We start from the raw sequence: 388 nt of genomic DNA, 5'->3' as shown, positions 1-388 counted from the left end.
GCGTTCTTCGCCCGACAGTATCCGCATCCCTTCCCAGACCAAGTCGGTACTCCCGTCCCTGCTAAGGTTATCTATCGCGACATGGCTGTGGCGGTAATTGAGCAGGGCGGTAAAGAGCGGCAACGGCGCCTTGATCCTGCTGCAGCGCTGGACCAGCGCCAGCGAGGCTTGTTCGTGTTCCAACAATTCGCTCAGGCGCCGGTAGGTGGTGCCGACCACATGCCGCACACTGGTGCCGGACAAGCTGACCCGCACCGGCAAGGTGTTGATGAACATGCCCAGCACTTGGTCGGCGCCTTCCCATCCTTGCAGGCGGCCAGACAGCACCGTGCCGAATACGACGTCGTCACGCCCGCTGCATTGCCCCAGTACCTGCGCCCACGCCACA

At 62.9% G+C, this 388-nt stretch carries 1 protein-coding gene; it reads right to left on the bottom strand.

What is annotated here, in order from left to right; genetic code table 11:
- Window positions 1-388, bottom strand: a 388-nt coding sequence (locus KVP70_RS33400; protein WP_217946732.1) for a condensation domain-containing protein, incomplete at both ends; no start/stop codon positions are given.

It is taken from the genome of Duganella violaceipulchra (genome assembly GCF_019166075.1).
GTDB lineage: Bacteria > Pseudomonadota > Gammaproteobacteria > Burkholderiales > Burkholderiaceae_D > Rugamonas > Rugamonas violaceipulchra.
This window is presented reverse-complemented; position numbering and strand designations above follow the sequence as displayed.